At 56.7% G+C, this 25,779-nt stretch carries 27 protein-coding genes and 1 pseudogene; 8 read left to right on the top strand and 20 right to left on the bottom strand.

The annotated features are described in order from the left end of the window. Positions 1-3: 3 nt before the first annotated feature. The gene (locus CWM61_RS19290; RefSeq protein WP_012968516.1) at positions 4-513 is read right to left on the bottom strand and encodes a DUF523 domain-containing protein; all 510 of its coding nucleotides are present in this window, start codon (positions 511-513) and stop codon (positions 4-6) included. A gap of 145 nt (positions 514-658) precedes the next feature. Here CWM61_RS19290 and CWM61_RS19285 point away from each other — a divergent pair, with 145 nt between their 5' ends. After that, a complete protein-coding gene (locus CWM61_RS19285) occupies positions 659-1,351 on the top strand; it encodes a CTP synthase (protein WP_012968515.1) in 693 nt (230 codons plus the stop codon). 31 nt (positions 1,352-1,382) lie between these two features. Here CWM61_RS19285 and CWM61_RS19280 read toward each other — a convergent pair whose 3' ends face one another. After that, positions 1,383-2,558 carry a CynX/NimT family MFS transporter gene (locus CWM61_RS19280; RefSeq protein WP_165785288.1) on the bottom strand — a complete coding sequence of 392 codons (1,176 nt, stop codon included), beginning with the start codon at positions 2,556-2,558 and terminating at the stop codon, positions 1,383-1,385. 106 nt (positions 2,559-2,664) lie between these two features. On the opposite strand from CWM61_RS19280, the gene CWM61_RS19275 reads away from it, so the two are divergent. After that, a complete protein-coding gene (locus CWM61_RS19275; protein ID WP_008807682.1) occupies positions 2,665-3,459 on the top strand; it encodes an AraC family transcriptional regulator in 795 nt (264 codons plus the stop codon). Here the strand turns inward: CWM61_RS19275 and CWM61_RS19270 are convergent. The 3 genes and pseudogenes from CWM61_RS19270 to CWM61_RS29940 all read right to left on the bottom strand — a co-directional run bounded on the left by CWM61_RS19270 (position 3,443) and on the right by CWM61_RS29940 (position 4,762). Then, on the bottom strand, positions 3,443-3,889 hold the full coding sequence (locus CWM61_RS19270) for a DUF441 domain-containing protein (protein WP_008807681.1): 447 nt from the start codon (positions 3,887-3,889) through the stop codon (positions 3,443-3,445). The genes CWM61_RS19275 and CWM61_RS19270 overlap by 17 nt on opposite strands. Positions 3,890-4,006: 117 nt before the next feature. Further along, a complete protein-coding gene (locus CWM61_RS19265) occupies positions 4,007-4,507 on the bottom strand; it encodes a YbaK/prolyl-tRNA synthetase associated domain-containing protein (RefSeq protein ID WP_008807680.1) in 501 nt (166 codons plus the stop codon). A 95-nt stretch (positions 4,508-4,602) separates the two neighbouring features. Further along, positions 4,603-4,762 (bottom strand): annotated as a pseudogene (locus CWM61_RS29940) (hypothetical protein). Between CWM61_RS29940 and CWM61_RS19260 the strand changes: the two are divergent. Next, complete coding sequence (locus CWM61_RS19260) at positions 4,757-5,893, top strand: glycosyltransferase family 9 protein (RefSeq protein WP_162822960.1); 1,137 nt, start codon at positions 4,757-4,759, stop codon at positions 5,891-5,893. The pseudogene CWM61_RS29940 and the gene CWM61_RS19260 overlap by 6 nt on opposite strands. A 171-nt stretch (positions 5,894-6,064) precedes the next feature. On the opposite strand, the gene CWM61_RS19255 is transcribed toward CWM61_RS19260, so the two are convergent. The 3 genes from CWM61_RS19255 to umuD form a co-directional block, all read right to left on the bottom strand. Beyond that, the gene (locus CWM61_RS19255; RefSeq protein WP_002901096.1) at positions 6,065-6,307 is read right to left on the bottom strand and encodes a DinI family protein; all 243 of its coding nucleotides are present in this window, start codon (positions 6,305-6,307) and stop codon (positions 6,065-6,067) included. 263 nt (positions 6,308-6,570) lie between these two features. Next, positions 6,571-7,833 (bottom strand): translesion error-prone DNA polymerase V subunit UmuC, encoded by a 1,263-nt coding sequence (umuC, locus tag CWM61_RS19250; protein WP_074386260.1) that lies wholly within the window; start codon positions 7,831-7,833, stop codon positions 6,571-6,573. Positions 7,834-7,835: 2 nt separating this feature from the next. Beyond that, entirely contained in the window at positions 7,836-8,255 is a 420-nt protein-coding gene (umuD, locus tag CWM61_RS19245) for a translesion error-prone DNA polymerase V autoproteolytic subunit (protein ID WP_008807676.1), read from the bottom strand. A 492-nt stretch (positions 8,256-8,747) separates the two neighbouring features. On the opposite strand from umuD, the gene CWM61_RS19240 reads away from it, so the two are divergent. Next, positions 8,748-9,524, top strand: a complete 777-nt coding sequence (locus CWM61_RS19240) for a BPL-N domain-containing protein (RefSeq protein ID WP_100631731.1) — start codon at positions 8,748-8,750, stop codon at positions 9,522-9,524. A 26-nt stretch (positions 9,525-9,550) separates the two neighbouring features. Here the strand turns inward: CWM61_RS19240 and CWM61_RS19235 are convergent, their stop codons facing one another. Both CWM61_RS19235 and CWM61_RS19225 read right to left on the bottom strand, forming a co-directional pair. Beyond that, positions 9,551-10,138, bottom strand: coding sequence for a TetR/AcrR family transcriptional regulator (locus tag CWM61_RS19235; protein WP_022065835.1), 588 nt, complete (start codon positions 10,136-10,138; stop codon positions 9,551-9,553). Positions 10,139-10,524: 386 nt separating this feature from the next. Next, positions 10,525-11,733, bottom strand: a complete 1,209-nt coding sequence (locus CWM61_RS19225; protein WP_061154980.1) for a pyridoxal phosphate-dependent aminotransferase — start codon at positions 11,731-11,733, stop codon at positions 10,525-10,527. Between the two features lie 68 nt (positions 11,734-11,801). Here CWM61_RS19225 and CWM61_RS19220 point away from each other — a divergent pair, with 68 nt between their 5' ends. After that, the gene (locus CWM61_RS19220; protein WP_100631729.1) at positions 11,802-12,899 is read left to right on the top strand and encodes a glutamine amidotransferase-related protein; all 1,098 of its coding nucleotides are present in this window, start codon (positions 11,802-11,804) and stop codon (positions 12,897-12,899) included. Here CWM61_RS19220 and CWM61_RS19215 read toward each other — a convergent pair. Genes CWM61_RS19215 through CWM61_RS19185 form a run of 7 tightly spaced genes read right to left on the bottom strand, consistent with a single transcriptional unit; the run spans position 12,883 to position 19,561 of the window. Beyond that, entirely contained in the window at positions 12,883-13,806 is a 924-nt protein-coding gene (locus CWM61_RS19215; protein WP_074386254.1) for a dihydrodipicolinate synthase family protein, read from the bottom strand. The genes CWM61_RS19220 and CWM61_RS19215 overlap by 17 nt on opposite strands. 10 nt (positions 13,807-13,816) lie before the next feature. Then, positions 13,817-14,986 carry a M24 family metallopeptidase gene (locus tag CWM61_RS19210; RefSeq protein ID WP_016160709.1) on the bottom strand — a complete coding sequence of 390 codons (1,170 nt, stop codon included), beginning with the start codon at positions 14,984-14,986 and terminating at the stop codon, positions 13,817-13,819. Next, positions 14,973-16,073, bottom strand: coding sequence for a mandelate racemase/muconate lactonizing enzyme family protein (locus CWM61_RS19205; protein WP_100631728.1), 1,101 nt, complete (start codon positions 16,071-16,073; stop codon positions 14,973-14,975). Before CWM61_RS19205 ends, CWM61_RS19210 begins: the two co-directional genes overlap by 14 nt. After that, positions 16,070-17,245, bottom strand: coding sequence for a M20 family metallopeptidase (locus CWM61_RS19200; RefSeq protein ID WP_061154975.1), 1,176 nt, complete (start codon positions 17,243-17,245; stop codon positions 16,070-16,072). The genes CWM61_RS19205 and CWM61_RS19200 overlap by 4 nt, the downstream gene beginning before the upstream one ends. A 13-nt stretch (positions 17,246-17,258) precedes the next feature. After that, positions 17,259-17,999 (bottom strand): amino acid ABC transporter ATP-binding protein, encoded by a 741-nt coding sequence (locus CWM61_RS19195; protein ID WP_012968502.1) that lies wholly within the window; start codon positions 17,997-17,999, stop codon positions 17,259-17,261. Then, on the bottom strand, positions 17,996-18,721 hold the full coding sequence (locus CWM61_RS19190; protein WP_023322396.1) for an amino acid ABC transporter permease: 726 nt from the start codon (positions 18,719-18,721) through the stop codon (positions 17,996-17,998). The genes CWM61_RS19195 and CWM61_RS19190 overlap by 4 nt, the downstream gene beginning before the upstream one ends. A 27-nt stretch (positions 18,722-18,748) precedes the next feature. Then, positions 18,749-19,561: an ABC transporter substrate-binding protein gene (locus tag CWM61_RS19185; protein ID WP_100631727.1), complete on the bottom strand. Its 813-nt coding sequence runs from the start codon at positions 19,559-19,561 to the stop codon at positions 18,749-18,751. A gap of 192 nt (positions 19,562-19,753) precedes the next feature. Here CWM61_RS19185 and CWM61_RS19180 point away from each other — a divergent pair, with 192 nt between their 5' ends. Continuing rightward, positions 19,754-20,650, top strand: coding sequence for a GntR family transcriptional regulator (locus CWM61_RS19180; RefSeq protein ID WP_012542124.1), 897 nt, complete (start codon positions 19,754-19,756; stop codon positions 20,648-20,650). Positions 20,651-20,701: 51 nt separating this feature from the next. Then, positions 20,702-21,487 carry an SDR family oxidoreductase gene (locus CWM61_RS19175; RefSeq protein ID WP_074386250.1) on the top strand — a complete coding sequence of 262 codons (786 nt, stop codon included), beginning with the start codon at positions 20,702-20,704 and terminating at the stop codon, positions 21,485-21,487. Positions 21,488-21,609: 122 nt separating this feature from the next. Here the strand turns inward: CWM61_RS19175 and CWM61_RS19170 are convergent, their stop codons facing one another. Beyond that, positions 21,610-23,052 (bottom strand): DHA2 family efflux MFS transporter permease subunit, encoded by a 1,443-nt coding sequence (locus CWM61_RS19170; protein ID WP_100631726.1) that lies wholly within the window; start codon positions 23,050-23,052, stop codon positions 21,610-21,612. A 165-nt stretch (positions 23,053-23,217) separates the two neighbouring features. Here CWM61_RS19170 and CWM61_RS19165 point away from each other — a divergent pair, with 165 nt between their 5' ends. Beyond that, entirely contained in the window at positions 23,218-23,805 is a 588-nt protein-coding gene (locus CWM61_RS19165; protein WP_012542120.1) for a TetR/AcrR family transcriptional regulator C-terminal domain-containing protein, read from the top strand. Positions 23,806-23,948: 143 nt separating this feature from the next. On the opposite strand, the gene CWM61_RS19160 is transcribed toward CWM61_RS19165, so the two are convergent. Together CWM61_RS19160 and CWM61_RS19155 are read right to left on the bottom strand one after the other, a co-directional pair. Next, positions 23,949-25,082, bottom strand: coding sequence for an FAD-dependent oxidoreductase (locus CWM61_RS19160; protein ID WP_100631725.1), 1,134 nt, complete (start codon positions 25,080-25,082; stop codon positions 23,949-23,951). 326 nt (positions 25,083-25,408) lie between these two features. After that, entirely contained in the window at positions 25,409-25,753 is a 345-nt protein-coding gene (locus tag CWM61_RS19155; RefSeq protein ID WP_074386247.1) for an SLOG family protein, read from the bottom strand. Positions 25,754-25,779: the final 26 nt, after the last annotated feature.

Raw genomic sequence — 25,779 nt, 5'->3', positions numbered from 1 at the left:
CGTTTACATTGAATCATCATCCTGCTCCCTCTGTGCCATCCAGGCGAGCAACTGCGGGATTTGCCCGTCGGAAAATACCGTGATGCCGTGGGCGCGCAGCAGATCGGCCGCGACCCCGGCGCCCGCTTTGCGTCGTCCGCGAAAGGAACCGTCATAGACAAACTGGCTGCCGCAGGTAGGGCTGCCATCGGTGAGTAACGCTGCCTGACAGCCCGCTTCCCGGGCGGCGCTGAGCGCCAGCCAGGCGGCCAGCTGGTAATGTCCCGTGACGTCGCGGCCGTCGCTTTCCACGATCCGCGCCCGCCCGGCAAGTACATCCCCGCCGGCGCCGCCGACGATCTCCGCCGGCAGACGGGGCGTGGACAGACCGGCCGCCAGCTCCGGGCAGTGGATCACCAGCCGCCCCGTCTGCTGCCAGCGGGACAGCGTCGCCGCCAGCTGTGCCTTCTCGCTACCGTTATACCGCACCTGGAATCCCATCAGGCAGGCGCTGACCAAAAGCTTACTTTTCATCCTTTCTCCCTTTCACGCTTGCTCCAGTATACCTTACCCGCCGGCGGGGGCGGTGGGGCGAAAATAAGGATTGTGTTCCACAGGAGGGATCGCTATCCTGACGTGCCTTGTGCTGCTCGTCTCGTCCAGACATAAGGAACCTGCTATGAAAACCCCTTTACGCCTCGCCCTCGTCGGCGATTATCACCCCGATATTGTTGCCCACCAGGCCATTCCCCTGGCGATAGACGATGCTGCCGCCGTGCTGGAGCAGCCGGTGAAATATGACTGGCTCGCCACTCCGTCGATCGTCTCCGGCGAGGCGCTGGCCGAGTACGATGCCGTCTGGGTCGTTCCCGGTAGCCCGTATCGTCATCCGCAGGGGGCCTTTACTGCGATCCGCTATGCCCGCGAAAACGGCATCCCTTTCCTCGGCACCTGCGGCGGCTTTCAGCACGCGGTGATTGAATACGCCCGTAACGTGCTCGGCTGGCAGGATGCCGGCCATGCGGAAACTGACAGCGAAGGGCGGATGGTGATCGCTCCCCTTAGCTGTTCGCTGGTGGAGACCTCCGCCGTCGTCGAGCTGCGGGCGAATACGCTGATTGCCCGCGCCTATGGCCGGGAGAGCATTGAAGAGGGCTACCACTGCCGGTACGGGGTCGACAGCGCGTTTGCCGGGGAGCTGGAGCAGGGCGATCTGCGCGTCACCGGCTGGGATGAAGAGGGTGAGATCCGCGCCGTCGAGCTGGTGACGCACCCGTTTTTTGTCGCCACGTTGTTCCAGCATGAACGCCACGCGCTGGATGGGCGTCCCTCGCCGCTGGTACAGGCGCTGATTCGCGCCGCGGCACAATAAACCCACCGGCAGCGGGCGCTGCCGGTCATCTTCAGGAATGGATTTCCCGGTCACGTCCGGCGAGGGCGCCGCAGACCGCCATCACCAGCGAAATCAGCGCCACCGCCAGCAGCGGAATATGCCAGTCGCCATTAGCATCGTGGATCTTACCCATCAGCGGCGGCCCGCAGGCGGCCAGCAGATAGCCGACGCTCTGCGCCATCCCTGACAGCGCCGCGGCCTGGTGCGCCGAGCTGGCGCGCAGGCCGATAAACGTCAGGCCGAGGATCATGGTAGCTCCGGAGCCAAAGCCGAACAGCAGCGTCCAGCCGATCGCCAGCCCTGGCAGCAGCCACAGCCCGGCGGCGCTGATGGCGCACATCAGGGCGACCAGCACCGCGATCCCGCGCTGGTCGCGCAGCCGATGCAGGATCAACGGTATCGCCAGACCGGGGGCGGCGGTCGCCAGCTGCAGCAGGCCATGCAGCGAGCCGGCCTGCGCTTCGCTATAGCCCATACTCTGCAGAATCGACGGCAGCCAGCCGATAATCACGTAATAGACCAGCGAGTTGATGCCGAGGAACAGCGTCACCTGCCAGGCCAGCGCCGACCGCCAGATCCCCCGGTTGTGCATGGCGCCTGAGCCGGTCAATGGCGCCTCCGCCCGGCGCCGGGACTGCGGCAGCCAGCTGAGGATCGCCAGCAGCGGGAAGATCATCAGCAGCAACAGCGCGCCACGCCAGCCGAATCCGGCCATCGCCACAGGCACCACCAGCGCCGAGCCGAGCGCCGCCGCCGCACCCATCGTCAGGGAATAGGCGCCGGTCATCCGCGCGACATGCTGCGAGAAATCGCGTTTAATCAGTCCGGGCAGCAGGACATTGCCCAGCGCAATACCGCAGCCGATCACTGCCGTGCCGATAAACAGCAGTGCAGCGGAGGGCAGGGAGCGCAGGGCAATGCCGGCGCAGATCAGCAGCATCGCCAGCAGCAGGCTGCGCTCCATGCCGAACCGGCGGGCAACCCCTGCCGCCAGCGGCGAGACAAGGCCAAAGGCCAGCAGCGGCAGGGTGGTGAGCAGCCCGGTCTGCGCGGTGGTCAGGCCATAGTCGCTACGAATCGCGTCCAGCAGCGGCGCCGCGCCGGTAAAGACCACGCGCAGGGTAGTGGCGATGAGCAAGATACCGGCAATCAGCAGCGCGGGGCGGCGGCCGGTAGAGGAGATCACAGAAGACATATCATTCTCAAGGTAACTAACGAGGGGGTTACGATAGCGACTTTGTCCTCTGTTTAAATCAAGCTAAAATGACAGATTATCGCTAATATCGGACAACATGATGATCGGACTGGGTCTGGATGGTTATGAACCGGACAGTGGCCACGAATCGGCCATTGCCTTTCGTATTCAGGTGGTGGAGGCGGAGCAGTATATTCCGGCGCATTCTCACCGTAAGGGGCAGCTGATCCTCGCCCTGCACGGCGCCTTGACCTGCGAGGTGGAGAACGCGATGTGGATGGTGCCGCCGCAGTATGCGGTGTGGGTCCCGGGACAGCTTTCCCACAGTAACCGCGCCACCCCCGGTGCCCAGGTGTGTTTCCTGTTCATCGAGCCGGGCGCCGCGCCGATGCCGGACCGCTGCTGTACGTTAAAGATTTCCCCACTGGTGCGGGAGCTGATCCTCACCCTGGCGGAACGCGGCGGGGAGTTGCTGGCCGCCCCTGCCACGGCCCGGCTGGTGCAGGTTCTGTTTGATGAGCTGCCCCGGCAGCCGCAGGAGCACCTGCAGCTGCCGGTATCAAACCACCCGAAAATTCGTCAGATGGTGACGATGATGGCCGAGGATCCGGCGCGCTGGCAGACCCTGAGCCAGTGGGCGGCGGTGTTTGCGATGAGCGAGCGCAATCTGGCCCGCCTGGTAGTGCGCGAAACGGGGCTGAGCTTTCGCCGCTGGCGCCATCAGCTGCAGCTGATCCTCGCGCTACAGCTGCTGATCCGCGGGCAGACGGTGCAGCAAACGGCTCAGGCGCTGGGCTACGATTCCACCACCGCCTTCATCACCATGTTTAAAAAAGGACTCGGGCAGACGCCGGGCCGCTATCACGGCAGCCTGGCTACGACTTCCCAATAAACAATGAGATGATCCCGGCGGCAATCAGCGGCCCGACCGGGACGCCGCGAAACAGGGCGACGCCGAGTACCGTGCCGACCAGCAGCCCGGCCACCAGATGCGGCTGGGTGCCCATCAGCGCTACGCCGCGCCCGCCGAGCCACGAAACAAACACCCCGACCGCAATCGCCAGCAGTGATTTCCAGTTCATAAAGGAGTGGATCAGCGTCGAGGGCGGCAGCGTACCGCTGGCGATAGGCGCCATCACGCCGATGGTTAAAATAATGATCCCGACGGTCAGCCCCTGTTTCTCAATCCAGGGAAAGAAGGTATTCAGCGGTGTAACGCGCACGATAATCAGCACGAGGATGGAGATCGCTACGGTGGTGTTATGGCTGATAAAGCCGAGCGCCGCCAGACCCAGCAGGATCAACAGGGTGGTATCAAACATGTACAGAGGTCCTTGCCAAAAAAAGAAAGCCAAAAAATATCCCGCTTACTCTACGCATCGTGGCGTGAATAAACAGGATTTTTACGCCATGCGGCGAAAATCAGGGCGGATGCCCGGTTAGCTAAGGCGGCGAAAGGTCGCGATCTCCGGTCGGGCGATATGTAAATAATCCTCGGTATCGAGAATGATCGACCGGTCCAGGCGTCCAGCGTTAAAGGCGATTTGCGGAAAGCGCTCAAACAGCAGCGGGTCGGCCACCAGCCGCAGCGCCGGATGGAAGCTGAAGGGGGGAATGGCGCCGAACACGCAGGCGGTGAGGGCATCCACTTCCGCCGGACTGGCCAGCGAGGCTTTGCTGCCGCCGATATGCCGGGCCAGGCTGGCGAGATCGGCCTGCTGATCGGCGGCGAGGATCGCCAGCACATGCTGGTTGACGCCGTTTCCTTTTACTTTACAGACTAGCGCTTTCGCGCCCTGGCCAAGCGCGGTGCCGCGGATCGCCGAGACGGCTTCGCACTGGCCGACCGCGTCATGCGCCATCACCCGGTAGCGCGCCTGGTGTTCGTCGAGCAGCGCGCACAGGCGCTGGTGGATATTACCTTCTACTGCTTCAAGCATAGCGTCCTCCTGACATCATCAAGCCGCCAGCTTAGCGCTGTTGCGTCAGCCTGCCAACGGTGGGCCGGGAAATTCACCATTCGCTCATTATTGCTTCACAGTGCTGTGGTGCAATCTCGCAGGCGCAGCAGATGAGTTTTGTAAATAAAAAAAAGAATGATTTTCATTTTCAATCGAACTTTTTTTATTTCGCTCAGTCTCTATCGGACGACACAGAATATTAATAATTGCCGTAATGAGGTTAGGATGATGCACGATGCAACCATGCAGGGTTCCCCACGCAAGAAGTTTAATAAAATAAGGGAGCTCAACAGACGGCGGAATTACTTTACTAAGAAAGTACGTAATGCCCTGCGGGTGGGAGTGGCGAAAGCGCTCTGGGACCGCCGACGCCGTCAGCCGGTGGATTTGTCGTCCGCGAAAACTGTCTTACTCATGCGTAATGAGGGGGCGGTCGGCGATGTGGTGGTGGATTCCGCGCTGGTAAAATGCCTGCATCAGTCAGGTTATATCGTTGATTTTCTGCTGACGACCTCTAACAGCCAGGTGATGCGCTATAACCCGCGGATCCGCCATATTTATGAAGCTGAGCCGGTCAATTCCGCTGATTTTTTGCGTAAATTTAACCATAACGTTCCCCGCGACGTCATTAATGAACTGGCTAATAATAAGTACGATATTATTATTGACCCTTCGCTGTTCGATATTCCCGTGCATCGCCTGCGGCTTTTTCGACAAATAAAAGCCAAATCAGTGCTCGGGTTTAATAAATGGCCATCGATTAAACATTACTCTCACTCTTTTGATTTTGACTGCCAGCGCTGGCACGTAACGAAGACGTTCGCGTTGATCGCCGACTATCTCCAACTGGACACCCGCGCTCTGGACACTTACGACCTGGCGGTGCCCGGGCCGATTATGCAGGAGGTGGCGCAGTATCTGGCGTCGCTGAGCGGAAAAGCGGTAGTGATTAATATTTTTGCCGGCCATGCCGACCGGAGTCTCTCCCAGACGCAGCTGGCCGAACTGCTCGACAAGCTGCGGGCTCGCCATCCGGGGCTGGCGGTTATTCTGCTCGATCACCGGCGTGAGATCCGCATCTCGCTGCCGCCGGAGGTGGTGATTAATCCGTTTAACACGCTGCACCATGCGATGGCGCTGATTGCCCAGGCGGAGCTGATTATCTCTCCGGACACCTCGGTGGTGCATATGGCGGCGGCGTGGAACAAACCGCTGATCGCGGTCTATAAGGACGTTCTGCTCAATAACCGGCTGTGGGCCCCGGGCTATGACAACGCCAGGCAGATCATTGTTAAATGCGGGAAGGTCCATCAGCATCGCGAGCTGGTGGATAGAATTATAGCGGCGCTACCGGAGACGCTGTGAGGGCGATGAGGGGAGGCTGGTAGGGCTCACCTGCTGACCGTATGCAAGAGCCAGCAGGTGAGCGAAGGTTGCATTGCCAGTCTGCAACCGCCGCTATTGTACTGTTGCCCGCTGCTCTGACACATCCGGGAAAGCTCTTAAAGAGATGGCCGCCGCCAACGACGGGCGGCATCACTCTTCAGTGAGCCACATATCCGCTTCTTCAAACATCTCCTGCACCGTACGGCTGATCAGCTCTTTTTCATGCTTGCTGGCGTCGGTGTTGATCGCCGGCAGCGTCATCATCGGCTTCACCCGCACTTCCGCTTCCGGGAAAATGCGCTGCATGCGTTTGGTCAGTTCGTTAAGAATGGCCTCTCTGGCACCCGGCAGCCCGGCAAAATTGCGCTTGTCATAAATCAGTTCCACAAACATCTTCTGTCCTCTGTATGCTGATCGCGGGCGATAGTTTTACTGTATTAATGTACAGTGTCAAGCGAATGCCGCGGTGCTGCTCATCCGCAACCTCGTGCGGTAGACGGGCTGCGCGCAAAAGCAGCACCTCGTCCGCCGGCGGTCAGGCAGGCCTCACTGACGAGCGGAGGGGATTTCCGCGCTGCAAAGGCGTTATCGCTGATTGCGTAGGCCTGGTAAACGCAGTGACCTTCACCCGAAGCGATGTCATTACCTGCGTACATTCATTTCGCGACGGGTAGGTCTGAATATCGGGTGGTGTAAGCCGGGGAAAGCATTTCACGCTTCATCGCCCAGGATTTTTCGATCCCCTGACCGGCAAACCAGACCTTTCCTTTCCCGGATTGATTTAATTGGTCGATAACGTCCATTAACGCAGCACTATTTTTGCGCGGAGCGTTATCGTCAAATAAGTTTAGCTGCGCTATGCCATTACTGAAGAAATCAGCAAGCATAACACCGGCTTTCATATATCGATAACCATCAATCCAAATTCTCTGCAGGCAGTTTGTGGCACAATTTATAATGTCACGGGTATCATTAGACGGCGTTAATAGCTTCATTGACGCTTGGTTGCCATAATATGTTTCATTAACGGCGTGCGGACTCGTCCGGACAAATACGCTAACGAAGCGGCAAAATTGATGCTCACTGCGTAATTTTTCTGCTGCTCGCTCAGCATAGGCGCAAATGGCTTGATGCATATCTGAATACTGCGTTACCCGGTTGCCAAAAGAGCGACTACAAATAATCTGTTGTTTTGTTGGGGAAAATTCTTGTAGCTCAAAACATGGCTCACCACGCAGTTCGCGAACGGTCCTTTCCAGCACCACATTGAAGTGCTTTTTTATGACCCATAATGAGCTTTCTGCCAGATCCAGAGCGGTATTAATACCCATTAAATTAAGTTTTTTACTCATTTTTCGCCCAACGCCCCAGACCTCTTCAACAGGGACAAGGGCGAGTAGCCTGCGTTGGCGCACAATATTGGATAAGTCGACAACGCCGCCCGTGCCGCGCCATGTCTTGGCGGCATGGTTAGCGAGCTTGGCTAATGTCTTGGTTTGCGCAATACCTACGCCCACCGTTAAGCCAGTATTTTTCAATACGTGAGTTCTTATTTCATGGCCGAAGGAGGATAAGGAGACGCAATTCATTACTCCGGATAAATTAATAAAGGCTTCATCGATGGAGTAGATTTCTATTGATGGAGACATTGCCGTGAGCGTTTGCATAACACGGTCACTGAGGTCGGCATAAAGCGCATAGTTAGAACTGAAAAAATGAACACTGGAATAATAAGGATTATTTTTTATTTTAAAGAAAGGCTCACCATTTTTTATACCGAGGGATTTTGCTTCGGCTGAGCGAGAAATAATGCAACCATCATTATTGGACACGACCACAATAGGCTTCCCCTTTAAATCAGGGCGAAAAACCGTTTCACAAGAAGTATAGAAATTATTGACATCGACGAGGGCAAACATAATTATTTATGCGCTTTAATGCTAAAAATGACCACGCCAAATATTTCTAACTCTTCGGCATTATGAAACGAAATGGAAGCGTAATCGCGATTGTGCGGCACTAGCTGTAAAAAAGGATGAGTGCGAAGTTCTTTCACGGTGAATTCACCTGCGATAGCCGCAATGACGATATCACCATGTACGGCAGACAGTGAGCGGTCAACCACTAAAAGGTCTCCATCACTGATGCCGGCATCACGCATAGACTCTCCGCTGACTTTGATGAAGTAGGTAGCACTCGGATGTTTTATCAATAATTTATTGAGATCCAGCCTGTCCTCAACATAATCCTGAGCGGGGCTGGGAAATCCGCAGGGCACCCTCTCGGAGAAGAGGGGGAGCATGAGTGGGGGCGAAATCTCAGTTGGCCGAGTAAACTGCATGGTATCGATCCTCGAATACTGTTTTTATATACAGTATTATTGAATGTGCTGATGGATCAAGGCGCATGTGACGTTGTTTTTATAACTACATGAATATAATGATGATTTATGTAAAGCATGCCATGTGGTGCTGTTACTGAACTGCAATCGCTGTGTAGCGAGACCAGTACGTCAACGTTGACGTTTGCCCGGTAAGACGACCGCGGTATTACATGGAGCATGATCGACTATTTTTTCACCCTCTCTTCAGTATTTAATATTATTGAGAAAGCTAAGGATATGAGGATGTTTCATTGGAGGATGTTTATAAAATATTGTCACATTTACTTTACAGAATAAAGAAACATTATTTATTTTAATTAAACGGCTTGACAAATTTGAGGTTGAGGATAAATTTGAGCAAGTGCTCTAATTTATCGTCATCATCTGCGGGATCCGAAAGTGATACGCTGTGATTAACCATGACACTACATAACCAGGGGATCTACTGACATGAAAATTTTTTTCCAGGGCACCAGACTTAAAAAAGCAAAAATACTAACGGTTGCCTTTTCTTTCGCCTTTTTCACCGCATCGGTGCAGGCAAAGTCCTCGCAATCAGAGAGTTATAATGTCGCCGTTTATCGCGGGGAGGCCGGGTGCCCAGGCTGTTCTGAAATGGTGGTAAAATCGCTGGTCGCGACAGGTCTGCCTCTGCACATTTCTTATATTGGTGAAAAAGAAAAGCTGAAATTAAATGCGCAAACACTGAAAAAGTTCGATCTCTATATTCAACCTGGCGGCGGTCAGGATATACCCGGATCTTATCAAGCCCTGGGTGATGAAGGGGCAGAGGCTATCCGTAATTTTGTGAAAAGCGGCAAATCCTTTCTTGGTCTTTGTATGGGGGCCTATCTTGCCGACAAAGACTGGATAGGGCTTATTGATGCGCCTTTAGAGTCAGAGGTGGGGAGACCCGGTTCGCAGGCCGTTGATGAAGGCGATTATACCCTGCAACTGACATGGAATAATAAACAAGAGCCTTTTTACTACCAGGATGGGCCTTATCTCAACAGTAGTATCTCAAGTACTGGATTCCAGCCGATCGCTTACTACAAGAATGGAGATATCGCCATTGGTAAGTACCGGTATGGCAAGGGAAATATCATCCTGTCAGGTCCGCATCCTGAAGCCGATGAGACCTGGATAGACAGCACTGCGCCAGGAAATACGACGGCAGCAAGTAAAATGCAGCGTATTTTGAGTTATCTCAATATAAAAAAGGGTTAACTGATACGGTACCTTGCTTCACCCACTCAGAAATCCTTTTTAAGTATTTTAAAGGCAAGCTCAGATATTTCATTAAGAAAAATGCTGCGTCTGTCTTCTGAATAATCGAGGATCAGCAAGCTGGAATACCCATCAATTAATGTGTTTATTTGTCTGGCTGAGGTAGCGGCGTTTTCCGCAAGGAACTCGCCTTCCTGCATCCCTACGCTAATGATGCCTTCAAGAATAGTGATCCATTGCAGGGAGTGATCGTGCACTAATTTAGCATAATCCGCATCGCGTGCTGCCATTGGCCATAGTTCAAGGTAGAGCAGCCAGTGTGCCGAAGGTGCATCGGGTAACAGCGTTCTGATATAGAGGTTTACTCTTTCACTGGCGCTCATTTTTTCTGACGCATTTAAAAACGCATGACATTCTTGTATGTCATTTTCAAACATATACTGAATAGTGGATTTCTTGAGTGTTTCCCAGTCTCGATAATAGTGATAGATATGACTTCTGGAAATATTCATTTTTTGCGTCAAATCACGGGTTGAGACATTGCTAAACCCTTTTTCTCTGAACAGTTGTAGCGCTGCTATTTTTATCAACTCAGAAAAATTGGCCGTTTTCAATATTTCAACCTTAATCACTATCCATTAAAGCGCAAACTATATCATAATTTCTGAAACCTTGCACGTGTTCAACATTCGGGGATAGCTGTTAGCATTGTGTTTTATATAGCATAAACAAAATAACGAAAATCTATTTTGTGGGTCTGGTATAAATTCAGCTGCAAGGAGGTTGCTTTATTATTAGCTATGCGCAGGATGCTATTCCTGCCGCGTGCGGTGGTGGCCGCAACGGTGGAGTGGAAAACCGGGAAAGAGAATGTCGCGATGACCCGGCGAGCTATCGTGATGACAACGTGCTTATCGGCAAGGTAGGCGATAAGCACGGCATTTTTCAGACCGAGCGTGGTTTGCCGCCGCGTGGGTAGCCGCTGCGCCAGCACACGCCTTTAACGCAATTGCGCGCAGGCGCCCGCTATCCGCTGGCAGGCTTGAGTCAGCAGGCCATCTTCTACCGCATACGCAATACGCAAATACCCCGGCATTCCAAACGCGGAGCCGTGTAAAACGGCCACCTGGGTTTGTTCTAATAGCCAGTTCGCCAGCGCGCTGTCGTCGCGAAGGATTTCGCCGCCAGGGGTTACCCGGCCCATAAGCGCCTGGCAGTTGGCAAACACATAGAATGCCCCCTGGGGAGTGGTGGCGCTCAGGCCATCGGTGGCGGCAATCATTCCCAGCACCTGTTGGCGGCGTTTATCTAACACGTTGAGCCAGCCGTCGAAGAAATTGGCTGAATGGGTAAGCGCTGCGACCGCCGCAGCCTGCGAAATACTGCTGGGGTTGGAGGTACTTTGTGATTGCAGGATCTGCATGGCGGCAATCAGCCATTGCGGCCCTCCCGCATAGCCCAGACGCCAGCCGGTCATGGCGTGGCTTTTGGACACACCGTTTACCGTCAGGGTACGCGAAACCATCTGCGGGGCGGCCTGAGCAAACGTGGTGAACGGGGTATTGTCGTAACGCAGCGGCTCATAAATGTCGTCGGCCATCACCAGCACCTGTGGGTAATCCGCCAGCACCGCAGCCAGGGCACACAGCTCCTGCTCGCTGTAAATCGCCCCCGTCGGGTTGCCCGGCGAGTTGAGGATCAGCCAGCGCGTTGACGGGGTGAGGGCGGCGGCCAGTTGTTCCGGCGTCAGCTTCCAGCCGTTTTGTTCATCACAGGGCACAATCACCGGTTCGCCATCGGCCAGAGAGACCATATCCGGATACGAGACCCAGTAGGGGGCGGGAATGATGACCTGCTGCCCGGCGTCGAGGGTGGCCAGAAAAGCATTGAAAATAAGCTGCTTGGCGCCACTGCCAGCGATGATCTCTTGCGGACGGTAATGCAACTGATTGTCGCGAGCGAATTTGGCGGCAATGGCCTCCTTTAACGCGGCGGTGCCGGAAACGGCGGTATACTTAGTCTGATGATGCACGATCGCTTCAATGCCCGCATAGCTAATATGGGCCGGGGTAGCAAAATCCAGTTCTCCTTCGCCCAGGTTGATAACCGGCTTGCCTGCGGCTTCCAGTGCCCGTACCTGGTCAGAAATGGCCGCTGTCGGTGAAGGGCGTACAGATTGCATACGACGGGCGATTTGACTGTTATTCATAAATCCTCTTTTGTATCTAATGATTCAATTAATACAATTAGGTCCCCAACCTCAGCAGGAAACTCGCCGTGTCACCGATCTTTATTCTCGATAACACCTCTGTGCCCGCTCGCTACGGTATTACCGCCAGCCTGTGGGCTAATCGTCTTGGACTGCCTCTCTGGAGCCTTCGCCCCGACTTCGCCGGGGATGTTCCCGACAGCCATCAGCACGTCATTCGGGCCGGGTACTGCGTGACCAGCGGCCTCTGGCGCAGCGATACGCTGCGTGAAGAGGTACGCGATATCGCCTGCCTGCCTGAGTCAGATGCTGTCATTGTGCTGGCGTCCTCGCAGGCAGCGCTTATCGCCGACCTGCCGGGCCAACGGCTGTTCAGCGATGACCGCAACCACCGCCTGACGCTCAGCGACGGACAACATACGTTGTTAGACCTCACCGCCGATCGCTATGGTCGCTGGGATGCCGGGGAGCCATCGTCTGCCGGGACGTCCTTGCGCATCGCACTGATTGGCCGTGAGTCAGACCACCGTCTGGTCTACCCCGCCACGCTTGGCTCACTGGGTGATGCCGCGGCGTCGCTGGGGCTGAACCTGGATGTCCATTTCTTCGCGCCAGTCAGCCTGTCCCCTGGATTACACGTCCTTCACGACGTCCAGGGCGTCGTGTTGCCAGGCGGTTCCTCGATGGCGGCCGTCAAGGGACAAATCCGCGTGGCGGAAGATACGCTTGCCCGCGGACAGCCCACGCTGGGGTTATGCCTGGGAATGCAGAGCATGATGACCGCAGTCGTGCGCCGGCGTCCGGGTTGCGAATCGGCCATTCCCGCGGAAGTGGCTCCGGATGAGGCTCTACACAGCTTTGTTCCCTTTGTCGATGGCCGTCATCGCTGCGGCGTCTTCCCTTTTTCCTTCGGGTTGATCTCCGGTGATATCCGCGAAATGCACTACAACCATCGCTACTGCTTTAACACCGACTTATTGCCGGCGCTGGATCGCAGCGGGGTCAGCGTCAGTGCGCAAACGGACGATATCGTGGAGGCCATCTCCCAGCCGGAACTGCCGTTCTGGCATGGTGTGCAGGGGCACCCGGAACTGATGTCCCGCCCGGATGCCCCCCATCCGCTGTTCGTCGCCTTTTTACGGGCGGCGCTTAACGCACAAGCGTAACGCCGCTACGGCTGTCGCTGGCAAGCGCCGACATGACGTGAGTCAGCTCCACCAGCGCCGCGTCGTCGATCGGTTTTAACGGTGCGCGTACGGTGCCGCCGTTAAAACCGCGCAGCGCCATCGCCGCTTTCACCAGCTGCGGCTGACCATGTTTGCGCGCCAGCGCGCGATACGCGTACCACAGCTGATGCAGATCGCGGGCCGTGGCGGCATCGCCCTGTTCCACGGCACGGAAGGTATTGATAATCAGCTCCGGCAGCGCGCCGCTGTTGGTGGTGCTGATGCCGTCAAACCCGGCCATCATTGGCCCGAGGAAGGCCAGATCGGATGCACAGAACAGGCGCAGACGTCCACGCAGGCGGTTGGCAATCTGGTCGATGGCGGTGGGGTTGAGGTCGCCCTGTTTGATGCCGACCACGTTGGGGATCTCTGCCAGTTGTTCCAGCAGCGCCGGGGAGAGGGTGATGCCGATGCCCGGCGCGTTGTACACCAGGATGCCGGTCTTGGATAAGGGAGCCATCTCTTTGAAGTAGCTGACGATCTGTTGGTCAGTGATTTCGCTGACAAAGGGCGCGGTCACCATCGGCAGGCCGCCCAGCTCGCTTGCCAGCAGCGTCAGCTCACGGGCATCGCGCGGGTCGGCGCTGGCGCTGCACAGCATGACCGCCACGCGGTCATCCACACAGGCCATGACTTGATGAAACAGCTCACGGCGTTCTTCGACGGTCATCACCGGGAATTCACCGTAGGTGCCGCCAATCAGCAGACCGTCATAACCCAGACCAATCACGCGTTCAATATTTTCACGTAACGCCGGAAAGTCGATCGCACCGCTGGCGGTGAACGGGGTGACGGTGATGTTGAAAATACCGCGCAGGCGTTCACGGCATTCATTGATATCTTTCATTTTTCTTTCCTTACAGCAGTGTGAGAGGGCGAGCCAGGGAACCCAGCTGACGATATCCGGTTTCGGTCACCACCACGGTTTCACTGACGCCGACGGTAAATTGACCGTAGATCCGCAGAGCCGGTGGAATGTGGAAGGTCATTCCTGGCTGCAGCTCAGTGGTGACGCCACGATACAGACTGAGAATGCCGCCTTCGCCCCAGTCCGGCGCAAAGGCGATACCGATGGAGTAACCGGTGCGTTTTTTGAAGTTTTCGGTGAACCCGGCGCGATCAATCACCTTCTGGCAGGCCAGGTGCGGCGCTTCGCAGGTGGCGCCCGGACGAATGGCATCAAGGGAGGCCTGCAGGGCTTCCTGACACACTTTTTCCATTTCGATGGCGATAGCGGGCGGCCGCCCCAGCCAGGCGGAGCGCATCATCGCGGCGTGGTAGCGGTCGTGAGCCGCTGACATTTCGAGAAATACCGGGTCGTTATCCTGCATCACCCGACGACGCCATGTGCCATGCGGCACGCCGCTGCGTGGGCCGGTCGAGACCAGCGGTTCCATGCCGACATACTCGGAACCGGCGGCAATGGCGGCCCCCATCATCGCCGAGACCAGCGCGTTTTCGTCTGCGCCGCTGCGAATCGCCGCCATGCCCGCGCGCATGCCCGCGTCCACATAGCGCGCTGCGATGGCGATTTTTTCCACCTCCGCCGCCGATTTCACGGCGCGCAGCGGCTCGATGACGCCCGCGGTATCGGCAATGGTGCCGAGCCTGGCCTGCAGGGCTTCATACACGGCAACCGGCAGGAACCAACCGCGTTTGTCCAGCCCAATCCGTTTGTGGAGCCAGCCGCGCTGTTGCAGCATGCCCACCAGAAAATCCACCGGGTTATCGCCATCCTGGTAGATGGCGGCGTCAGAAATAAAGGTGTTGGCGATAAAGTTAAAGTATTCGAGCTGGCGAATCACAAACACCGGATCCCCTTCTACCGGCAGCAACAGCGCCTGGAAGGTGTAATAGCCCGGTGTTTGCTGACCGGTGAGCCAGAAAATGTTTTCCGGGCCGGTAACGATCATGACGTCCACGCCCGCGCGGCTTAAGCGTTCGCGGGTGCGTCGAATGCGTTGCGCATATTCATCAGCGCTAAAGGCGGACTCACTGCCCTGAATCACATTGTTAACATCTTGCATGAGTAAACTCCTGGAGTAAGTTGGCCTGCGCGGCATCAAACTGCACGCCCAGACCGGGTGAGTCATTGACGGTGACCAGGCCATTGCGGTATTCCAGCCCGCTGACGGGATCATCCGTTAAGCCATCGGCGCCATACAGCTCGGCAAATGCCGGTTGCACGACACGACACAGCTGGAGCGCGGCGGCGGTGGCAGCATGGCCTTCATTCATCTGGCCAATCATGAATGGCACGTCGGCGAGTCGCAGCCGGTTGGCGGCGGCCAGCGTCGGCGCAAGGCCACCCAGTTTCACCAGTTTGAGATGCCCCCACAGCGCACCTTTGGCGGCGATCAGCCGGGTGATGGCGGCGTCACTGTTGAGGCTTTCGTCGAGCATGATCGGGATGCCGTAGGCGTACAGCTCCGCAAGCTGGCTGTCGTTTGCCGGGCTTAACGGCTGTTCGATGTAGCTGAGCTTCAGCTCGCGCAGAGACGGGAATGCCGCGTGAGCCTGCGCCAGAGACCACTGGCCGTTCACGTCAATCGCCAGCGAAATCTGCTGGCCGAACCGCTGGCGCAGCCGTTGCAGACGGGCCAGGTCGGTAGCGAAATCTGCCACGCCTGTGCGCAACTTCAGCTGGGTGAAACCGCGATCGACATAGCGTTGCGCCTGCTCCAGCATCTGTCTCTCGCTGCCCCAGAACAGGGTCTGGTTGGTGTGCCACGCAGGCAGGCCATCCCGCGCCCCCAGCCAGGCGGCAACGCTTATCCCTTGCTGACGCGCCAGCAGGTCGTGCAAGGCCATATCCAGCACCATGCGCGATGGCGGCAGGAGCGTGCAGTCTCCATCATCTAACGCGGCGAGTCGCGCGGCGGGCGCCTGGCGCCAGTCCCAGCGGCGAAGTATCTGAAGCAGGTTGTTCAGCACCTGCTCTTCGCGGTAGCCATGCAGGTAGCGAATGTTGAGCCGCACTTCGCCAATCCCGATCACTCCCTGGTCTTCCAGACGCAGCCAGAGCGTATCGAGCGCCGTTACCGGACCAGAGGCAGCGGTATGCAGCGTCACATCGGCGTAATGCAGATCTCCCCGAAAGAGCTGTGCTTTCATAAACCGGGCTCCGGCGGCAGCATGGCGAGCGCAATATCGAGATAGAGGTAGGCCGCGGCGATAAATTCATCGACAGGGACAAATTCATCGGGTTTGTGAGCCACGGCCAGCGAACCGGGGCCAATCACGACGCCTTTTGCGCCCAGCGAACGGAAATGCACCAGGTCACATCCCCCCTGAAAACCAAACGGGCCGGGTTCGCTCTGCCCATGACGGCGACAGGCAGCAAGGCTTTGCTCGACAATCGCTTCGCGGCTGTCGGTTTGCGTCGCGCCGCCGGTGGTGGGCTGCCAGGCGATAATTTCGGCTTCCACACCTGCATGTGCGTACGCGTGGTCGAGCAGTTGCTGCAGTTCGGCTTTGACGACCTCTTCGTCTTCGCCCGGAACCATGCGACGGTCAAGCAGCAGCTCACAGCTGTCTGGCACCACATTGTCCGCATGGCCGCCGTGGATGCGGGTTACCGTCAGGCTGGCGTTGCCGACCAGATCGTGGCAGCGGCAACGCACCTGCTGGTGGTGGGCTTCTTCAATCAACCCTAAAAGGCGCGCCGACTGGTAAATCGCGTTAATCCCCAGCTCCGGCGTACCGGAATGCGCGGTGACGCCTTTAACCCGCACGCGAGGACGTAAGCTGCCTTTGTGGGCGGAGAAGGTGGCATTCGAGGTCGGCTCGCCAATCACCGCGAAATCAATCGCCGGTGGATTATCGCGGACGTAGAATTTCGCCCCTTCGCTGGCGACCTCTTCATCGGCGGTGAACACCCCCATCAATGTGCCGGACCACTGCTGACGGTTGGCAGCCAGCAGACGCAGGGCTTCAACCATCGCCACCAGCGGGCCTTTGGCATCGCAGGCGCCGCGTCCGTACAGGCGTCCGTCACGCTCGGTGAGCGTGAAGGGATCGCTGGCCCAGCCGCTGCCCGCCGGAACGGTGTCGAGGTGGGTGTTAAAGGCGAAACACGGCCCCGGTCCATTGTTCAGGACGGCGATAACGTTGGTCCGCCCCGGTGCGTATTCGCTAAAGGAGAGATCGAACCCGGCGGTCAGCAGCCAGCCTTCCAGACATTCGGCGGCTTCGCGCTCATGGCCCGGTGGATTCTCCGTGTTGATGGCAACCAGCGTCGCTAAGTCCTTTTTCATACGTGCGCTGTCAACCTGATAACTGGACATAGGAACTCCGTGATTAATGTAATATTTGCGTCAGGAAGCGCTGTGCGCGGTCGCTGACATGGCCGGCGAAGAAATCACTGGTGTTGGCGCGATCGATAATTTCGCCGTCTTCCATAAACAGAATCTTGTTAGCGGCCCGACGGGCGAAGCCCATTTCGTGAGTCACCACCATGCTGGTCATGCCTTCCGCGCTGAGCTCCGCCATCACTTCCAGCACTTCACGGATCATCTCCGGGTCGAGGGCGGAGGTGGGTTCGTCGTAGAGCATCAGCTCCGGCTTCATCGCCAGCGCCCGGGCAATCGCCACGCGCTGCTGCTGTCCGCCGGAGAGCTCGTCCGGAAAATGGTCTGCACGTTCGTTGATGCGCACTTTTGCCAGCAGGTTGTCCGCCAGTTTGCGGGCATCAATACGGTTCATTCCCAACACCGTCATCGGGGCCAGCATGATGTTTTCCGCTGCGGTCAGGTGCGAGAACAGCTCGTAGTTCTGGAACACCATGCCAATGCGCTGACGCAGTTTGTGCGCCGGCACATCGCCCCGGCTGATGTGCTGGCTGGCGAAGAACACATCGCCGCTGTCGGCGGGCGAGAGCATGTTGACGCAGCGTAGCAGGGTGGATTTTCCCGAGCCGGACGGGCCAATCAGCACCACGGTTTCTCCGCGTTGCACGGTCAGAGAGCAGTTTTTGAGTACGGTCTGGCGACCAAAAGTCTTATCAATGCCGATCATCTCCAGCAGCGGTTTCTCACTCATGGTTCCTCCCGGACGGTTTTCGGTAACTTAAACAGGCGAGTCAGCCGCTTCTGGCTTTTGCTGCGGCGCTGCCTGGGATCCAGCACGCCTTCCAGCCACGACTGGAAGATCATGAACAGGCTGGTGAGCAGCAGGTAATAGATGCCCGCAGCGCAAAGCGCTTCGAAGTAACGGAAGCTGGCGCTGGCGGCCTGGTTAGCGACCAGCAGCAGTTCCTGAACGGCGATAACCGAGACCAGCGCGCTCGATTTCAGCATGCTGATCATCTGGTTACCCATCGGCGGCAGAACGATGCGCGCGGCCTGAGGCAGAACGATTTTTCGCATGATCTGGCCATGAGTCATACCCAGCGCCATGCCGGCGGTGCGCTGGCCGCTTTTCACCGCCTGCAGTCCAGAGCGCAGAATTTCCGCCATGTAGGCGCCTTCATTGAGCGAAAGCGCCAGCACTGCACAGGTAAACGCGGAGAAGCGTAAGCCGAAGCCTGGCAGCACGTTGTAGACAAAGATTATCTGGAACAGCACCGGCGTCCCGCGAAACAGCCACAGGTAGAAAAAGGCCAGCCCTTTCCCGGCGCGAAACGGCGCTTCCTGCAACAGCGCCAACACCAGGCCCAGCACCACGCCACACAACAGTGAGCAGAGGGTAATCAGTAGCGTCATCCACGCACCCCGAATAAATTCGGGGGAGAGGAAGTACTGCCACATTAAATCGATCGACATAGCGTTCTCCGGTTAATGGCAAACGGGTTAGAAAAGGGCAACGGAGTCTGGGAAGTTCCACTTCTTAATCAGTTGCGTGTAGGTGCCATTTTTGACGAGTCTCTGCAGACCTTGCTCCAGCAGGGCCTGGGTTGCGGTATCGCCTTTACGCACGGCAAAGGCGATGTGAGTATTCGCTTCGAACTCGGCGCCAACCGCTTCGAACATGCCAGCTTTTTCGGTAAACAGGGCGACGGTGCCCGGCGTGGAGAGGAACTCGGCATCGGCACGTCCCTGGGCGACGGCCACGGCGGAATCGGTGGCCGCGGGGAACGTCATGACGTTGATGGCCGGTTTTTTGGCCTCCAGGCAGCGCTGATTGTCTGCCCGGGCCTGGCTCTCTTCGATCCCGCCGAGCGTCACGGCGATGTTTTTGCCGCAGAGGCTCAGGTCACGCCCGGTGATGTTGGCCGGGTTACCTTTGCGGACCACCACGCGACTGCCGATTTTCAGATAGGGTACGAAGTCAACCTGCTCGGCACGGGTCGGATTGACGTACATGGCGGAGTTGATGATATCCAGACGTTTACCCTGCAGCGCCGGAATAAGCCCTTTGAATTCCATCGGCATTGGCGCTGGCGTCAGTTGGATCTCTTTGCTTAGCGCGTTAATCAGGTCGATATCGAAGCCGGTAAGCTTGCCTGCTTTCACGTATTCAAAAGGCATGAACGTCGCTGCCGTTCCATAGGTCAACTGGCCCTTGGCGATGGTTTCCACCGCCGCATGGCTGACCAGTGGCAGGGCGGTCAGCGCGAACATCAAGGTACGCACGCGGCGAAACAGAAAAGAATTGCTGGACATAGTCGTCTCCTGGCTAAGGTTTAAATTGAATTTAGTGAGTCAATAAATACAATTATGCGTATGAAAAAAATGTCTCATTCTGGTGCGTGTTGCACGTTAAGCGTGCACTCCTTGCTTTACTTTGCTGCGTTTTGTTGCTCGTGATATTGTATATATCGACCACAACAATGCATTTCAGGGAATCGTGAATTCATGCAGCCTGACTCCACTGCGAGCAGTCGCCGGATAGCCCGGCAAATACTCGACCTGATATCTGAAGCAAGATTCGATCCAGGTCATCATTTACGTGAGCAACATCTTGCCGATGCGTTGGGTGTTTCGCGTACGCCGGTACGTGCCGGGCTCAAGGAACTGACCCGAATGGGGGCGGTTGAAGCGCGGCCAAACCAGGGTTTTTTCCTGCTTAAACGCAGTAATGAGCTGGATCAGCTGGAGATTGAGCAGTCCAAGAGCAATGACCAGAAGTTGTACGAGCAACTGGTCCATGACCGCATTGCAGGTATCCTGCCGGAATCCTTTACCCAGACCGAAATCAGCCAGCGCTATGATGTTGATCGCGGCGTGCTGACCCGTACGCTGGTGAAGCTATCGGAGGATGGCCTGATTGCCCGCAATGCAGGGCATGGCTGGCGCTTTCTGCAAACCCTGAACTCCGATATCGCTCTGCGCAATAGCTACGGTTTTCGCCTGATGATTGAACCGATGGCGTTGCTGACGCCCAACCTGCATGTTGACCGGCAGATGCTTAAACGTCTGCGCGCCCGGCATCTGAGACTCATCACCCACCCGGACATTACGCAGGTCCCGGCCAAAGAGATTTTCGAAACCGATGCGGCGTTTCATGAGTTGCTGGCAGAGGCCAGCGGCAACCTGTTTGTATTACAGGCCATTCAGCAGCAAAACCGGCTGCGCCGCCTGCTGGAATTTGGTAGCTATCACAATAAGCGTCGCGTAAAAGAGTGGTGCGAAGAGCACGTTGCCATCATTGATGCCCTGCGAGAGAACAAACAGGAACAGGCGGCAGAGTTGATGAGAAAACACCTGCAATACGCGTTTGACCAGGTCAATGTAAAAAGCCCACGCGTATAACTGGCATCACTATTGCACATAATGCTCCTGAAAATACAATCAGGAGCATTTATGAATTTGCAGATACAACAGCGTGTGGCACTGGTTTGCGGTGCGGGAAGTGGCCTTGGACAGGCTATCGCCTGCTCGCTGGCGCAGGAAGGCGTGAAGGTCGCCGTGACAGGCCGCAACAGAGAGAAGCTGGCGCAAACGGTGGAACGCATCACTCAGCTGGGCGGTACCGCCCGCGCCTGGCCGCTGGATCTTGCCGTCCCGGAACAGTTTGATACGGTCATCGCCGATATCCGCGAGCACTGGGGCGACATCGATATTCTGGTCAATAATTCCGGTGGCCCACCGCCCACGCTGGCACAGGGGACGGACGGCGCCGTCTGGCAACAGCAATTTTCAGTGATGGTCGCCTCGTTGATCCAGCTCACCGATAAACTACTGCCCGCCATGCGCAGCCGTGGCTGGGGACGCATTATTACCACCACCTCGTCCGGTGTGATTGCCCCGATTCCGGGTCTCGCCCTGTCGAATGCGCTGCGCATGAGCTTGCTTGGCTGGTCGAAAACCCTTGCCGCTGAAGTGGCGGCCGACGGCGTCACAGTGAATGTGATGGTGCCTGGACGCATCGCTACCGACCGGGTGGGTCAGCTGGATGCTATCAAGGCGAAACGGGAACATTCCACTGCGGAAGCGGTCGCGGAGAAGAGTCGTCTGAGCATTCCGGCGGGACGTTATGGCCACCCCCAGGAGTACGGCGCCACCGCTGCCTTTTTGGCAAGCCAGCTTGCCAGCTACATTACCGGGGCGGTGATCCGGGTCGATGGCGGATTGATTGGTTCGATTTAGTGGGGCGTCGCGTGCAATGCCAGTCGCTGGTGTCGCTGACTGGCATTCACGCCTCTCTCGCGCTCATTCAGAATGAGGTGTTAACTATTGCGTACCGGGTGCGGGACAGGACGCCAGACCGGTTATCTTGTTTCTTCCCGCGTTGATGATCCCTGATGGTTCACCATGAAAAGTGCTGAAAGCGTGAGCAGTATGGCGCCGCTGATCAGTATCCACCCGGCATGCTGAAAGGCGGCTAAGCTACCCTGCGTATGCGCCAGTCTGACGTAGCACGCCGTCACCAGGGCCGCGCCAGCCATCGCGCCAACACGCTGCAGGATGTTGAGAATCGGTGCTGCATCAGAAACATGACGGGTACCCGCCATCGCCAGGCCTGCCGCCATCGCCGGCACTGTCGCAAGGGCTAAACCGAATCCCCTGATAGCGAGTGCGCTACCGACCAGGGTGTAGCTACTGCCTCCATCAATCATGGCCAGCGGCCATGTCGCCAACACCGAGAGCAAGCCGCCAACGATCAGCACCACGCGAGGACCCAGCCGGTCTGAGAAATAACCGGCGACCGGGAATCCTATGGCAGAACCGATTAACTGCGGAGTAAGGAGCAAACCCACGTCAGCCAGTGCTTCATGGCAAACGTCGCGGAAATACAACGGGAGCAGGAACTGCCCACCAAAATTCACCGCACCTCCGATAGCCATCAGCAACGCCGATAATGTGAAGCCACGATGTTTGAAAAGGCTGAGATGAAGTAAAGGCGAGTCAATGCGAAAAGAGCGAAAGATAAACAAGCCGATAAACAGTGCGCCCACGCTGAGTAAGATAATGTTCCCGCTATTTTCACCACTATTCAGGCTGACACCTTTAATACCCTCCATGAGCAGGGGAAGGCTACAAAGAATCAGTATTAACCCCATCCAGTCCAGGGAGAGCGGCTTATCATTTTTTATTGTCGGGCGAGGGAGTAATTTCCATCCCGCAAGCCATGCACAGAGAGATAAGGGGACATTAATAAAAAACAAGACTCGCCATCCGCAGACCTGAAGCAGAACGGCACCCAGAGACGTTCCCAGTAAGGGCGCAATGACGATAGCCACGCCTATCGTACCAATGATCCGCCCGAGGCGCTCACGACCGACCACCAGACCCAGGATCGTCTGCCCGGCTGGCACGAGTAACCCGCCTGCCAGACCTTGCATTATTCTGGCGGTGAGCAGCACCTCGATATTCGGGGATAACGCGCAAACTGCCGAGAAAACACCAAATAAAATAAGTGCATAGAGCCAAAGTTGGGTGGCGCCAAACCGTTTTACCGCCCATGCGCTAACCGGAACGCCTGCGGCCAGCGCCATGAGGTATGCGGTGGCTATCCACTGGATGGAGGCGTCCGTCACCCCAAGGCCCTTTGCCATGGCCGGAAGCGCAGCACTGAGCATGGTGGATGAGAGCATGGTAGCGAATGCTCCAAGGGTGATGATGGCGGCTTGCAGCCACAAAACCGGCGGGATGGCATTGATGGGATCAGCATGGTTGGTTTTCTTTACCTGCGTATCTCGATTGATATTCATGGGATGACCTTTAGGTGCGATGCGTTAAAAATCTATCATTGATCAATTTTTCTATCAATGATAGATTTATTTTCATCAATGGCGCCGGTAGGCTCCTGGTCAGGAGAAGATCTCTTTTCATCTACCACGGGCTCGGTTGGATGCATTAACAACAGGATGAACACCATGGCTAAAATTCAGCGGGATCAGGTCATTAATGCTGCATTAGCACTCTTAGATGAAGTCGGGCTGGAAGCGATAACGACGCGAAAGCTGGCGCAAAAGCTGGGGGTAGAATCCGCAACGCTGTACTGGCATTTCAGGAACAAGGCCAGCTTACTGGAAGAGATGGCCGCAACTGTTTTGGCCAGGCACCATTCGCTTCCGCTGGCTGAAGACACGGCCGAGTGGGCAGACTGGCTGGCAAATAACGCGCGCAGTTTCCGCCGCGCGCTTCTCGCTCATCGGGATGGCGCACTGCTCCATGCGGGGACAACACCGGCGCGGGTAGGAGGGGAAACGTTCTACCCAAAGGTGGCTTACCTTATGCGGGCCGGCTTTTCTGAGGCCGAAGCCGCAATGATATTACTCACTATTAGCGAATATACCCTGGGATGCGTATTGGAGGAGCAGTCTCGTACAGACAGACATGATGATGAAAGATTGTCTACACCCTCAACAGAAATCAGTCGTATCGATGCGCTTACCCACCAACATCCGGATACCTGTTTTGAGTTCGGTCTGTCTTTGATCATGAAGGGGTTATTAAAATAACTCGTTCCAGATTTCAGCTATTGCGACAGCGTTTTAATGATTTTATATCCGGAGCGTTATTCTCCGGACATTACTGAACATTGACCTCCCGATGGCGGGAGGGTTATTTGTTCATGGCGCAAGAATCACCGCAGCGTCGGGGATCAGGATCCTGTTTTATACTGGTTAAAAAAATGCAACAACGCGCCGGGTGTCTCGTCCCCAAAGAGAATGCCTGCCATTGCCTGCGCGTCGTTGGCCGCACTTTCGACGCGGATAAACATCTGTTCTTCATAAGCGGACAGCGCGGCTTCAGGATTATCTGCATTGGCCGCAATCGCGAGTCCCAGCTCAGCGCCATCCTCTAACGCGAGATTAGCGCCTTCGCCGAACGGCAGCATAAGATGCGCGGCGTCGCCCAACAGCGTTACGCCTGCTGTTCGCGGCCATCGAAGTCCGGGAGGTAAAAAGTGAATAGGGCGCAATACGGGCTCACCATCACCCTCCGTAATCAATGTTTGCAGTGGATGCGCCCAGCCATCGAATTCATCGACTATGCGTTGCACGTCAACCTGTGCATTAGCGGACGTCACGTCAGCGAACCAGGCCTGGGGTTGGCACAGAGCAATGTAAACGTGGATCACGCCGCCAGGCTCCCGGTGCGCCATGATACCCTTGCCTGGCGAGAGCGCAAAAAATGAGCCGCGGCCTACTGCTTGCGCGCAAGCCAGATGATCGGTGTCGACGTGACTAAGCCAGCGCTCGACATACGAAAATCCCGCATAGGCAGGCACAGCATCGGTGACCAGAGCACGGACACGCGACCAGGCACCATCTGCGCCCACCACCAGGGAGACCCTGGTGGTGGAGCCATCCGTAAAGTACAAACTATGCGTGCCGTCATCATGGGGGACGATATCTGCCACTTTACGGCCCCATTGCACGGTGTCCGCAGGAAGCGACTCCAGCAGCAGCGTGCGAAGCGCGCCGCGAGAGACTTCTGGTCGGCCGCCCAAACCATCATCGAACTGCTCGAACAATACGTTGCCCGCTTTATCGAGTACGCGCGTGGATTGACCACCAGGAAGAATAAGGGCCCGGAAGGCATCGTACAGGCCTGCCGCTATCAGCGCCCGCTGGCCATTATGATCGTGGATATCCAGCAAGCCACCTTGTGGGCGGGCCTCGGGAGAGGCTTCAGCTTCGTAGACCACAGAGGAAATGCCGTGGACATGTAAAATACGTGCGAGCATGAGGCCGCCGAGTCCTGCTCCGACGATGGCAATGGATGAGGTCATTTTTTCGCTCCAGGTAAGGTATGGCGGGTGTCGTTGTCCGGCTGTTCCTGGTTTCGATACCGCGCGAATAAGGGGAGTGGACGTGAAATCTCATCCCGGGGACCGACGGAAGCCTGAGGGTATGCTGAGCGGTATTGCCCATAATGTTCCCGGACAATTGGGGGGCCGGGCCCCCCGCCTGACTGTCCTCTCTGCGCTCAGCTTACACTTAGACGAGTAAGGTTCTCTATATTGACCATTGCTGGTTAATCGTCAAGGCCGTCATTCAATACCCCTCCAGCGGACGCCTGCCTGTGGCCATGGTCACCGAACTTCACCCACTCAGGTTAAACGACGTCGATGACGCGGATCCCTCTGTTTTTCGCCATCTTTATGCACTCCGCCGTATCTTCTCCGCCAGGAAAAGCCAGCAGTACGTCAGGGCGGCTATCTTCCAGCATAAACAAATTGCGCCTTGTCTCTGCATATTTTCCGTGCAGCGCCCAGTTTGCCGGGTAGCGGATCACGTGAACGTCGATCCCGCGCGCCCAGTTTTCTATCGCGCCGCCCAGCGCCTGGTGCCCTCCGTGAATCAACACGTTAATCGTCTGTGTACGGGCATAGAGTTCCAGCACATGGGTGATGGTATGGGTGTCGGCATAAAACCGACCCGAGCAGATTAACACTCGCATTTTTTGTACCTTAACGTTGCTTGCCT

Origin of the sequence: Klebsiella sp. K-Nf6, assembly GCF_002806655.1 — a bacterium.
Taxonomy (GTDB): domain Bacteria; phylum Pseudomonadota; class Gammaproteobacteria; order Enterobacterales; family Enterobacteriaceae; genus Klebsiella; species Klebsiella variicola.
Note: the sequence above shows the minus strand (reverse complement) of the source record. Positions and strands in the feature narration are given on the sequence as shown.

Excerpts from the sequence above, each read along its gene's own strand:
- CWM61_RS19290 (WP_012968516.1), bottom strand. The coding sequence starts at position 513 with ATGAAAAGTAAGCTTTTGGTCAGCGCCTGCCTGATGGGATTCCAGGTG.
- CWM61_RS19285 (WP_012968515.1), top strand. The coding sequence starts at position 659 with ATGAAAACCCCTTTACGCCTCGCCCTCGTCGGCGATTATCACCCCGAT.
- CWM61_RS19275 (WP_008807682.1), top strand. The coding sequence starts at position 2,665 with ATGATGATCGGACTGGGTCTGGATGGTTATGAACCGGACAGTGGCCAC.
- CWM61_RS19270 (WP_008807681.1), bottom strand. The coding sequence starts at position 3,889 with ATGTTTGATACCACCCTGTTGATCCTGCTGGGTCTGGCGGCGCTCGGC.
- CWM61_RS19265 (WP_008807680.1), bottom strand. The coding sequence starts at position 4,507 with ATGCTTGAAGCAGTAGAAGGTAATATCCACCAGCGCCTGTGCGCGCTG.
- CWM61_RS19260 (WP_162822960.1), top strand. The coding sequence starts at position 4,757 with ATGCACGATGCAACCATGCAGGGTTCCCCACGCAAGAAGTTTAATAAA.
- CWM61_RS19255 (WP_002901096.1), bottom strand. The coding sequence starts at position 6,307 with ATGTTTGTGGAACTGATTTATGACAAGCGCAATTTTGCCGGGCTGCCG.
- umuC (WP_074386260.1), bottom strand. The coding sequence starts at position 7,833 with ATGTTTGCCCTCGTCGATGTCAATAATTTCTATACTTCTTGTGAAACG.
- umuD (WP_008807676.1), bottom strand. The coding sequence starts at position 8,255 with ATGCAGTTTACTCGGCCAACTGAGATTTCGCCCCCACTCATGCTCCCC.
- CWM61_RS19240 (WP_100631731.1), top strand. The coding sequence starts at position 8,748 with ATGAAAATTTTTTTCCAGGGCACCAGACTTAAAAAAGCAAAAATACTA.
- CWM61_RS19225 (WP_061154980.1), bottom strand. The coding sequence starts at position 11,733 with ATGAATAACAGTCAAATCGCCCGTCGTATGCAATCTGTACGCCCTTCA.
- CWM61_RS19215 (WP_074386254.1), bottom strand. The coding sequence starts at position 13,806 with ATGAAAGATATCAATGAATGCCGTGAACGCCTGCGCGGTATTTTCAAC.
- CWM61_RS19210 (WP_016160709.1), bottom strand. The coding sequence starts at position 14,986 with ATGCAAGATGTTAACAATGTGATTCAGGGCAGTGAGTCCGCCTTTAGC.
- CWM61_RS19205 (WP_100631728.1), bottom strand. The coding sequence starts at position 16,073 with ATGAAAGCACAGCTCTTTCGGGGAGATCTGCATTACGCCGATGTGACG.
- CWM61_RS19200 (WP_061154975.1), bottom strand. The coding sequence starts at position 17,245 with ATGTCCAGTTATCAGGTTGACAGCGCACGTATGAAAAAGGACTTAGCG.
- CWM61_RS19195 (WP_012968502.1), bottom strand. The coding sequence starts at position 17,999 with ATGAGTGAGAAACCGCTGCTGGAGATGATCGGCATTGATAAGACTTTT.
- CWM61_RS19190 (WP_023322396.1), bottom strand. The coding sequence starts at position 18,721 with ATGTCGATCGATTTAATGTGGCAGTACTTCCTCTCCCCCGAATTTATT.
- CWM61_RS19185 (WP_100631727.1), bottom strand. The coding sequence starts at position 19,561 with ATGTCCAGCAATTCTTTTCTGTTTCGCCGCGTGCGTACCTTGATGTTC.
- CWM61_RS19180 (WP_012542124.1), top strand. The coding sequence starts at position 19,754 with ATGCAGCCTGACTCCACTGCGAGCAGTCGCCGGATAGCCCGGCAAATA.
- CWM61_RS19175 (WP_074386250.1), top strand. The coding sequence starts at position 20,702 with ATGAATTTGCAGATACAACAGCGTGTGGCACTGGTTTGCGGTGCGGGA.
- CWM61_RS19170 (WP_100631726.1), bottom strand. The coding sequence starts at position 23,052 with ATGAATATCAATCGAGATACGCAGGTAAAGAAAACCAACCATGCTGAT.
- CWM61_RS19165 (WP_012542120.1), top strand. The coding sequence starts at position 23,218 with ATGGCTAAAATTCAGCGGGATCAGGTCATTAATGCTGCATTAGCACTC.
- CWM61_RS19160 (WP_100631725.1), bottom strand. The coding sequence starts at position 25,082 with ATGACCTCATCCATTGCCATCGTCGGAGCAGGACTCGGCGGCCTCATG.
- CWM61_RS19155 (WP_074386247.1), bottom strand. The coding sequence starts at position 25,753 with ATGCGAGTGTTAATCTGCTCGGGTCGGTTTTATGCCGACACCCATACC.